The sequence below is a fragment of the Erwinia sp. AnSW2-5 genome, assembly GCF_045107195.1.
Taxonomy (GTDB): domain Bacteria; phylum Pseudomonadota; class Gammaproteobacteria; order Enterobacterales; family Enterobacteriaceae; genus Erwinia.
In genome coordinates, this window is record NZ_JBJGXA010000010.1 from 137,915 (window position 1) to 148,150 (window position 10,236).

8 protein-coding genes and 1 tRNA gene are annotated in these 10,236 nt (G+C 54.3%); 5 read left to right on the forward strand and 4 right to left on the reverse strand.

Annotation, left to right across the window (positions count from 1 at the left end; genetic code table 11):
• Positions 1-189: 189 nt before the first annotated feature.
• The 3 genes from groL to ACFL9S_RS08955 all read right to left on the reverse strand — a co-directional run bounded on the left by groL (position 190) and on the right by ACFL9S_RS08955 (position 2,861).
• Positions 190-1,833 carry a chaperonin GroEL gene (groL, locus tag ACFL9S_RS08945; protein WP_405261495.1) on the reverse strand — a complete coding sequence of 548 codons (1,644 nt, stop codon included), beginning with the start codon at positions 1,831-1,833 and terminating at the stop codon, positions 190-192.
• A 47-nt stretch (positions 1,834-1,880) separates the two neighbouring features.
• Positions 1,881-2,174: a co-chaperone GroES gene (locus ACFL9S_RS08950; RefSeq protein ID WP_405261498.1), complete on the reverse strand. Its 294-nt coding sequence runs from the start codon at positions 2,172-2,174 to the stop codon at positions 1,881-1,883.
• 225 nt (positions 2,175-2,399) lie between these two features.
• On the reverse strand, positions 2,400-2,861 hold the full coding sequence (locus tag ACFL9S_RS08955; protein WP_405261499.1) for an FxsA family protein: 462 nt from the start codon (positions 2,859-2,861) through the stop codon (positions 2,400-2,402).
• Between the two features lie 368 nt (positions 2,862-3,229).
• Between ACFL9S_RS08955 and aspA the strand changes: the two genes are divergently transcribed.
• The 5 genes from aspA to ACFL9S_RS08980 all read left to right on the forward strand — a co-directional run bounded on the left by aspA (position 3,230) and on the right by ACFL9S_RS08980 (position 8,729).
• A complete protein-coding gene (gene aspA, locus ACFL9S_RS08960) occupies positions 3,230-4,666 on the forward strand; it encodes an aspartate ammonia-lyase (protein ID WP_405261500.1) in 1,437 nt (478 codons plus the stop codon).
• 118 nt (positions 4,667-4,784) lie between these two features.
• A complete protein-coding gene (locus tag ACFL9S_RS08965) occupies positions 4,785-6,086 on the forward strand; it encodes an anaerobic C4-dicarboxylate transporter (RefSeq protein ID WP_405261501.1) in 1,302 nt (433 codons plus the stop codon).
• A 126-nt stretch (positions 6,087-6,212) separates the two neighbouring features.
• Complete coding sequence (locus ACFL9S_RS08970; protein ID WP_405261502.1) at positions 6,213-7,925, forward strand: protein-disulfide reductase DsbD; 1,713 nt, start codon at positions 6,213-6,215, stop codon at positions 7,923-7,925.
• Positions 7,926-7,964: 39 nt separating this feature from the next.
• Entirely contained in the window at positions 7,965-8,543 is a 579-nt protein-coding gene (locus tag ACFL9S_RS08975) for a transcriptional regulator (RefSeq protein WP_339458933.1), read from the forward strand.
• Positions 8,544-8,653: 110 nt separating this feature from the next.
• Positions 8,654-8,729: transfer RNA gene (locus ACFL9S_RS08980), tRNA-Phe, on the forward strand.
• A gap of 108 nt (positions 8,730-8,837) precedes the next feature.
• Here the strand turns inward: ACFL9S_RS08980 and ACFL9S_RS08985 are convergent.
• Complete coding sequence (locus ACFL9S_RS08985) at positions 8,838-10,229, reverse strand: VasL domain-containing protein (RefSeq protein ID WP_405261503.1); 1,392 nt, start codon at positions 10,227-10,229, stop codon at positions 8,838-8,840.
• Between the last annotated feature and the right edge of the window lie 7 nt (positions 10,230-10,236).

Genomic DNA, 10,236 nt, shown 5'->3' on the forward strand with positions numbered 1-10,236 from the left:
TATAATCCCCATTTATTATCATCAGAATCAGGCCAGTGCGTAACAGAAATCAGCATGATTTCGTATTCATCCTTGCCCCATAACCCTGTCACCAGGTTAGCTTTGCGCCATTACTTATACTATCTTCCCCCCAAAAAGAAAAACCCCCTGTCAAAGACAGAGGGTTTTTACTCACGCGAGGTGGGGGGATTACATCATGCCGCCCATGCCGCCCATACCACCCATGCCGCCAGCACCTAAATCAGGCGCATCGCCTTTAGGCAGATCAGTCACCATACATTCGGTGGTGATCATCAGGCCGGCAACAGAAGCCGCGTACTGCAGAGCAGAACGGGTCACTTTAGTTGGGTCCAGGATACCGAAGTCGATCATGTCGCCGTACTCTTCGGTCTGCGCGTTGTAACCGTAGTTACCTTCGCCTGCTTTCACGTTGTTGGTAACAACAGATGGCTCTTCACCGGCGTTAGCCACGATCTGACGCAGTGGGGATTCCATTGCGCGCAGCGCAACTTTGATACCCACGTTCTGGTCTTCGTTCTGGCCACGCAGTTCAGACAGTTTAGAAGCCACGCGCACCAGTGCAACACCACCACCCGCAACCACGCCTTCTTCTACTGCTGCACGGGTTGCGTGCAGAGCATCTTCAACGCGTGCTTTCTTCTCTTTCATTTCAACTTCAGTCGCTGCGCCAACTTTCAGAACGGCAACGCCGCCTGCCAGTTTCGCTACACGTTCCTGCAGTTTTTCACGATCGTAATCAGAAGTCGCTTCTTCGATCTGCTGACGGATCTGAGTCACACGGCCCTTGATCGCCACTTCTTCACCAGTACCATCGATGATGATAGTGGTGTCTTTGTTGATCACAACGCGTTTCGCCTGGCCCATATCTTCCAGACCTGCTTTCTCCAGTTCCATACCGATCTCTTCAGAGATAACGGTACCACCGGTCAGAACAGCGATGTCCTGCAGCATGGCTTTACGACGGTCGCCGAAACCTGGTGCTTTAACAGCAGCCACTTTCACGATACCGCGCATGGTGTTCACCACCAGCGTTGCCAGAGCTTCGCCTTCAACATCTTCAGCGATGATCAGCAGGGGTTTACCGGCTTTCGCAACGGCTTCCAGCACTGGCAGCATTTCGCGGATATTGGAGATTTTTTTGTCAGCCAGCAGGATGAATGGAGTTTCCAGCTCAACTGCGCCAGTTTCTGGCTTGTTGATGAAGTAAGGAGACAGGTAGCCACGGTCAAACTGCATACCTTCAACCACGTCCAGCTCGTCTTGCAGGCCGGTGCCTTCTTCAACGGTGATCACGCCTTCTTTGCCGACTTTTTCCATCGCCTGAGCAATCAGTTCGCCCACGGTTTCGTCAGAGTTAGCAGAGATAGTACCTACCTGGGCAATCGCTTTAGAATCAGAGCAAGGAACAGACAGTTTTTTCAGTTCCTGAACCGCAGCGATAACAGCCTGGTCGATACCGCGCTTCAGATCCATCGGGTTCATACCCGCAGCGACGGCTTTCAGGCCTTCGGTGATGATAGACTGTGCCAGTACGGTAGCAGTGGTGGTGCCGTCGCCCGCAGCGTCGTTCGCTTTGGATGCGACTTCTTTTACCATCTGAGCGCCCATGTTTTCGAACTTGTCTTCCAGCTCGATTTCACGCGCAACAGAAACACCATCTTTCGTGATGGTCGGTGCACCAAAAGATTTATCCAGGACCACGTTACGGCCTTTCGGGCCCAGGGTAACTTTTACTGCATCTGCCAGTACGTTCACACCGCGCAGCATTTTTACGCGCGCGTCATTACCGAATTTTACGTCTTTAGCTGCCATTTTATCTTTTTCCTTAAATTCGTTACGTTCAGTGAATTACGCGTTAATTACGCTTCAACAATCGCCAGAATGTCGTTTTCTGAGATGATCAGAACTTCTTCGTTGTCGATTTTTTCAGTTTTCGCGCCGTAGCCTTCGCTGAAGATGACCACATCACCTACTTTCACGTCCAATGGCTTCACGTCGCCATTTTCCAGGATACGACCGTTGCCAACAGCCAGGATTTCGCCACGAGTAGATTTACCCGCCGCAGAACCGGTCAGCACGATGCCACCTGCAGATTTGGATTCAACTTCTTTACGTTTGACGATAACACGATCGTGCAATGGACGAATTTTCATTGTTAGCTCTCCTTTGAGAAGTCCAATCAGTTTTGGGATGAAAGCCGGGCTGCATTGGCTACCGGCCTCGTGACGGAAGAGATGCGGCCGCCGAAGAGGCCTTTCAAGGGCCAGAAGTAATTTTTTTTGTTAACTGCCTCGTTCGGTGGTTTTTTGCACATCCTGTCCGGCAGGCAAAAAAAACGGCGCTCCATCAGGAAAGCGCCGTCGTTGACTGGCAAAACGTTAACGTCGGTCGTCGTCGCGGTCGTGCTCAATCAGGTTCGATTCTTTACGCTCGTATTCGCCATCAACGGTAAAGCCGCTGTCAGGCGCAGCACGCGCACCGCCCCAGACTTTCAGGTGCGGCATCAACTTTAGCGTCAGATGCTTCTGTACCGGAGGCAACAGCAGCAGCAGACCAATGAAGTCGGTAAAGAAGCCTGGCAGCAACAGCAGGAAACCGGCCAGCACCAGCGAGACACTCTTAATCATCTCTGCCGCCGGGCTTTCGCCCGCATTCAGCTTCTGCTGCATCAGCATAAAGTTTTTCATCCCCTGATTTTTCACCAGAGAGATGCCGATGCAAGAGGTGAAGATGACCAGCAGCATGGTCATCAACACACCCATCACATGGGCAACCTGGATGAAGAGAGAAATCTCGATCCATACCAGGGCAAACATCACTAAGAACGGTAACCAGCGCACCGTATTCTCCTGTATCAATGGCCACCCTGCGGAGTGCACGGCGGCATAAAATGGCGATCATCATGACCGATAGTATAGAAGGTGGGAGCGACAGCCCTCTTTTTCAACGGGAAATGTTGAAATAGATCCGACACCTTTCATTGTGAGTACGATCACATATCATTGAAACTGTTTGATATGGCAGGCAGTTTAAGTGATCTGGATTCAGGCTTTTGCATCACGACAGAATATGATCGTGCTCGGTGTGACACAAACAGATAAAATCTTGCGGCAGCCGTTCTCCGGCCCGATATTCTCTGGATGTCGACCGCAGAAACAGGCACTTAAATTGTGATGATTTTACCGGTAATCCTTTAAAGAAGGTTCTCATGACTAATAACATTCGTATCGAAGAAGACCTGTTAGGTATGCGTGAAGTCCCCGCGGATGCTTACTACGGTGTTCATACTCTGCGTGCGATTGAAAACTTCTATATCAGCAACAGCAAAATCAGTGATATCCCTGAATTTGTGCGCGGTATGGTCATGGTTAAAAAAGCGGCGGCGCTGGCCAATAAAGAGTTACAAACCCTCCCCCGCAACGTGGCAAACACCATTATCAGTGCCTGTGATGAAGTCCTGAACAACGGCCGGTGCATGGATCAGTTCCCGATCGACGTCTACCAGGGCGGCGCTGGCACCTCGGTGAACATGAACACCAACGAAGTGCTGGCCAATATTGGCCTTGAGCTGATGGGGCATCAGAAAGGGGAGTATCAGTACCTCAATCCGAATGACCACGTGAACAAATGCCAGTCCACCAATGATGCTTACCCAACCGGGTTCCGCATCGCGGTTTACAGCTCCATTTTGAAACTGCTGGACGCTATCGGCCAGTTGAGTGAAGGCTTCCAGCGCAAAGCGGTGGAATTTAACACCATCCTGAAAATGGGCCGTACCCAGCTTCAGGATGCAGTGCCAATGACACTCGGCCAGGAATTCCATGCCTTTAACGTGCTGCTGAATGAAGAGATCCGCTGCATCCTGCGCACCGCCGAACTGCTGCTGGAAGTGAACCTGGGCGCGACCGCTATTGGTACACGTCTGAATACCCCGGACGGCTATCAACAGCTGGCGGTACAGAAGCTGGCAGAAGTCAGCGGCCTGGCCTGCGTGCCTGCGGAAGATCTGATCGAAGCCACCTCCGACTGCGGTGCCTACGTGATGGTGCACAGTTCGCTGAAGCGCCTGGCGGTTAAGCTGTCGAAAATCTGTAATGACCTGCGCCTGCTCTCTTCCGGCCCACGCGCTGGCCTGAACGAAATCAACCTGCCGGAATTGCAGGCAGGCTCTTCAATCATGCCTGCCAAGGTGAACCCGGTCGTGCCTGAGGTGGTCAACCAGGTGTGCTTCAAAGTCATCGGCAACGATATTACGGTGACGATGGCCTCTGAAGCCGGTCAGCTTCAGCTTAACGTGATGGAACCGGTTATCGGCCAGGCGATGTTTGAGTCAATTCATATTCTGACCAACGCCTGCTATAACCTGCTGGAAAAATGCGTCGACGGTATTACCGCCAACAAAGCGGTGTGCGAGGCCTACGTGTTTAACTCTATCGGCATTGTTACCTACCTTAACCCGTATATCGGCCACCACAATGGCGATATCGTCGGCAAGATCTGCGCCGAAACGGGTAAGAGCGTACGTGAAGTGGTACTGGAGCGCGGTTTACTGACCGAAAGCGAGCTGGATGATATTTTCTCTACGCAGAACCTGATGTTCCCGGCTTATAAAGCTAAGCGCTATACCGATGAAAATGAACAATAATTTTAATCACAGTTAGCCTTTTAGGGCACGTCAGTTCTGACAGAACGGCGTGCCTTTTTACTTTTCGCAGCACACAAAATTTTAACGGTTTATTAGCAAAAAAATTAAGGAATACCCAATGTTATTACCTGAGCTTATCGTCGTCTTTGCCGCGATTTATCTGGGCAGTCGGCTGGGAGGGATTGGTATCGGTTTTGCCGGGGGTCTTGGGGTGCTGGTGCTGACCCTGGGATTTCAGATCAAACCCGGAGCTATCCCATTCGACGTTATCGAAATCATCATGGGCGTTATTGCCGCTATCGCCGCGATGCAAGTGGCCGGAGGGATGGATTATCTGGTCAATCTGGCCGAGCGCCTGCTGCGTAAACATCCGCGCTATATCACCCTGCTGGCACCGCTGGTGACCTATGTGATGACCCTGCTGGCTGGCACCGGGCACACCGCGTTCTCCACGCTGCCAGTGATTGCCGAAGTGGCCAAAGAGCAGGGCATACGCCCTTCCCGTCCGCTGTCGATTGCCGTGGTCTCTTCGCAGATTGCGATTACCGCCTCGCCGATTTCAGCGGCAGTGGTGTTTATGGCAGGCATCCTTGAACCCAAAGGCATCAGTTACCTGATGCTGCTGGCCGTCGCAATCCCCTCCACGATGGCGGCTATCTTTATCGCTGCGCTGATCACCAACTTCCTCGGCAAAGAGCTGAAGGACGATACGGTGTATCAGGCTCGCCTGGCAAAAGGCGAAGTCGCCCTGCGCGGTGCCAGTAAGTTTGCAGAAAAACCGGGCGCCAAACGTTCAGTACTGCTGCTGCTGCTCGGCATTGTTGCCGTGGTGCTGTATGCCACCGCGATCAGCGATGCGGTTGGCCTGATTCAAAACCCGGTGCTGCCGCGTAACGAAGCCATCGTGGTATTTATGCTGACCGTCGCCGCGCTGATCTGCTTAACCTGCAAAATTGATACTGGTGAAATTCTCAGTGCCAGCACCTTTAAATCCGGCATGAGCGCCTGTGTCTGCGTGCTCGGCGTGGCCTGGCTTGGGGATACCTTTGTCAAAGCGCACATCGGTGACATCCAGCAGGTGGCGGGCGAATTGCTGCACGATTATCCGTGGATGCTGGCCGTGATCCTGTTCTTTGCCTCAACGCTGCTTTACTCGCAGGCGGCCACCACCAAAGCGCTGATGCCGGCAGCCCTGATGCTCGGTGTTTCCCCGGTCACTGCTGTTGCGTCGTTTGCCGCGGTATCCGCACTGTTCGTGCTGCCGACCTATCCAACGCTGCTGGCCGCCGTAGAGATGGACGATACCGGTTCCACGCGTATCGGCCGCTTTGTCTTTAACCACTCGTTCCTGATCCCCGGCACACTGGCCATTGTGCTGTCGGTAGCGTTTGGGTTCCTGCTGGGTGGCATCATTCTCTAATCTCTCCACGGGCCGATCGGAATACATGATCGGCCCCAGGCTCCGGTCGCCCCTCACCAATGAATGTCATGCTATCATCTCCCTTTGCCGTCCGGTCGGTCCCCCATGGAGAGAGCAAGACCCGTTATGACCCAGCGACTTATCCCCTTTATTTTCCTGCTGTTTGCCAGCCTGTTCAGCGTGAACGCCAGCGCGTCACTGTTCGGCCAGAACCACAACAGCCAGTTTGTGACGGTCAATCAGGCCTTCGCTTTTGATTTCACACAGCAGAATGACATTCTCACCCTCAACTGGCAGATCAAGCCGGGTTACTACCTGTATCGCCAGCAGATAAAAGTCAGCGTGCAGGGCGCGACGCTCGCCGAGTGGAGCCTGCCCGCAGGCAAACCGCATGAAGATGAGTTTTATGGCAAAACGGAGATCTACCCGGACAGCCTGACGCTGCCTTTCACCCTCAGGCAGGCCGCCACGGGCGCGCAGATGACGGTGGTCTATCAGGGTTGTGCCGCCGCGGGATTCTGTTATCCGCCGGAGACGCGCATCGTACCGCTGGATGCGGTGGCGGCGCATAGCACGCCTGCAGCCACACCGGCGGTCACGCCTTCAGAGGTTTCCGACAGCAACAGCCTGCCCTTCTCACCGCTGTGGGCGCTGCTGATTGGTATTGGCGTGGCGTTCACGCCCTGCGTACTGCCGATGTATCCGCTGATCTCAGGGATTATCCTCGGTGGCAATCGCCGCTACAGCCTGGCCCGCCTGTTTGCGCTGGCGATGGTCTATGTGCAGGGCATGGCGCTGACCTACACCCTGATGGGGATTGTCGTGGCCGCCGCCGGGCTACGCTTCCAGGCCGCGCTTCAGGCACCCGCCGTACTTATCGGACTGTCCGTTCTGTTTATTCTGCTGGCCTTGTCGATGTTTGGCCTGTTCACCCTGCAACTCCCCTCGTCATTGCAGACCCGGCTCACGCTGTGGAGTAACCGCCAGCAGGGCGGTTCTCTGCCGGGCGTCTTCCTGATGGGCGCACTGGCCGGGCTGATCTGCTCGCCCTGCACCACTGCCCCGCTTAGCGCCATCCTGCTGTACATCGCCCAGAGCGGCAATATGCTGGCCGGTGCCGGAACCTTGTATTTGTATGCGCTGGGTATGGGCCTGCCGCTGGTCGCCATTACGCTGTTCGGCAACCGCCTGCTGCCGAAAAGTGGCCCGTGGATGCAGACCGTTAAAGAAGGTTTTGGTTTTGTGATCCTGGCCCTGCCGGTGTTCCTGCTGGAGCGGGTGATTGGGGATAGCTGGGGATGGCGTCTGTGGAGCCTGCTGGCCGTCGCCTTCTTCGGCTGGGCGTTTATCAGCAGCCTGAAAAGCCAGCGTGGCTGGCTGCGAGTGCTGCAAATTCTGCTGCTGGGCGCCATGCTGATTGCTGCCCGTCCCTTGCAGGATTGGGCGTTTGGCAGTGCTGCCCAGCAGGAAGCTGGCCCGCAGTTAACCTTCACCCGCATCAGTAACATTGAGCAACTCAATCAACGGCTGGCAAACAGTGCAGGCAATATCACCATGCTTGACCTGTATGCTGACTGGTGCGTGGCCTGCAAAGAATTTGAGAAATACACTTTCAGCGATCCACAAGTGCAGGTAGCCTTTGGTCACATGCAGCTATTGCAAGCTGATGTCACGGCCAATAATGCCAGCGACAGCGCCCTGCTGAACCATCTGAATGTCCTGGGTTTGCCCACCCTGCTTTTCTTTGATGCTCAGGGTCATGAAATCCCAGGCTCACGCGTGACCGGGTTTATGAAACCGGCGGCGTTTCAGGCGCATTTGCAGAAACTGACGCAGTAAACGACACTAGGTTTTGATCAAGATAAACGAGGAGATGACGTGCAGCGTGAACAGGTACTGGAACAGGCTCTTGGCATCCTTGAGCTGAACGGACTCGCCGCCACCACTTCTCTTGCCATGATGGCGGATGAATTGGGGTGCAGCGAACAGGAACTTCAACGCTTCTGGCCGGACCGCGATGCGCTGCTGTATGACGCGCTACGCTATCACGGGCAGCAGATTGAAGTCTGGCGACGTAAGCTGCTGCTGGACGACAGCCTCAGCCCGGAGAAGAAGCTGATGGCCCGTTATCAGGTGCTGGCCGAAGCCGTTAACAACCAGCGCTATCCCGGCTGTCTGTTTATTGCCGCCTGCAGTTTCTATCCGCAGCCGGACCATCCGATCCACGAAATAGCAGAGCTGCAAAAACAGGCATCCTGGCAATATACTCATGCCCTGTTGAGCGAGCTGGAAACTGATAATCCTGAGCTGGTGGCACATCAGATGGAACTGATTCTGGAAGGCTGCCTGTCGCGTCTGTTGGTGAAGCGCAAGGTGCAGGAAGTGGAGAATGCCCGTCGCCTGGCAGAAGACGTTCTGAGCATTGCTCTGTGCCGCAAGAATGGGGCACTAAGCTAACGCACTTTCACCGTATCCGGGTAAAAAGCAGGCAGTCAGCAGGATTTTACGACTTTTTTATGACAAAGCCGTTGACGCCGAACGGCCTTTACGGTTTAATGCGCCCCGTTGCCCGGATAGCTCAGTCGGTAGAGCAGGGGATTGAAAATCCCCGTGTCCTTGGTTCGATTCCGAGTCCGGGCACCATATTTAGAAGAACCCGCCTATGGCGGGTTTTTTGCTTTCTGGGGTTCATACACTCACTCCAGCGCCTTGAAAATAACCCGCCTGTGGCGGGTTATTTTACGTTATGCGTTACGGACTCTCTTTTCCTTTTTCCTGGCTCAGCAAGAAGTAACGCTTCTGCAGCTGATCCAGCGCCATTTCCGTCTGCCGTTTCTGAATATCGGAAGGGCTGACCGAGTAAAGACGCAGCTGTTCCTCAACAGGAATCGATCGATTAAATGCCTGCCTCGCGGTATAAATCACAGACTTCAGCTCGCTGACCGTAATGTATTTTCCACGCTGGCTGTCGAGCGTATTCAGCTTCGCACTCAGTTGCTGTAGCTGCGACATCCCCTGGTGCCAGCCGCTCATGACATCGGCGGGCAACGCTGCCGCATTGAGCTGCTGTTGCCATCTCTGGACCAGCTGTTTCGCCACCTCATCTTCCGGCTTGAATGACTGCAACTGATTGATTAACCCCTGGCTGTAGGATAAAGACCAGTCGGGGCTGTATGCCTCTACCCGCTCCAGTTGCTGCTGCGTTTGCTTCACAAAGTTTTCCGCAAGCTGTGGCTGACTCTGAAGCAAAGCCTGACGCTGACCAGGGGATAATGGAGTGGCAAGCGGCATGACGGACGCCTCCAACTGCACCAGCAGTGGATCAGGAGGAAATACCTTATCCCAGGCCAATGTTACCGCGCTGCCCACCACAAGCATGACGCACATCCCCGCCGAAAATGGCTTCCAGGGCATGTTTTTAAACGGCATCTGCATGGCTGCCTTCGGCTGCGCCACATAGACCCATTTCACGGGTTCCTCCGTTTCCTTCGGTGTAAACATGAGGGATCCTGCAACCGCCTCAGGCAACACCACGCCCAGTTTAGCCACCGTACTCTTAGTGCCCTTCGCCAGACGGTTTCCGGCCATTGCCTCGCTGTTTTTTCCCGCTGCGTCACTGTTTTCCAGCCGGACTGCAATGTTGTGCATCAAGGTGGCCAGTACATCAAACTGGCTCAGTTGTTTTAATTCCCGCCGATCCAATGCCTCATTCAGGCGCGCGAGCAGATGCTCCGCCTGGTACAACTGGCTTAGGTTGAGGTCACTGTAACTAATGGGAAGCGTGCGCATCAGTTGCTGGATACGTCGGCTCAGGCTGCTGAGGATTTCCATCCGCGCATGTCCCTGCTTAGGCCACAGCGCCCCCCACTGGTGGCTGATGAGTGCATCGAGGATCGCCAGGCCTTCGTTCAACCCGGATAGACCGGCAAGTTGCGTTCGAACCTGGGTATACCAGGCCGCCGTCTGTAATTCAATGCCGTTGCGCTCAAACAGTGCCAGGCACAATTTTTGTACCCGGGGCCAGTCTACGTCCGGCCGTGCAGAATGAGCGAACTTACTCATTTCATCGTGCAGGGAAATATAGTCCGGCAGCATGCTCGGGTCACCGCCGGTTTTCAGGTAACGTTCAGATAATTGGTTCATAGTGGGC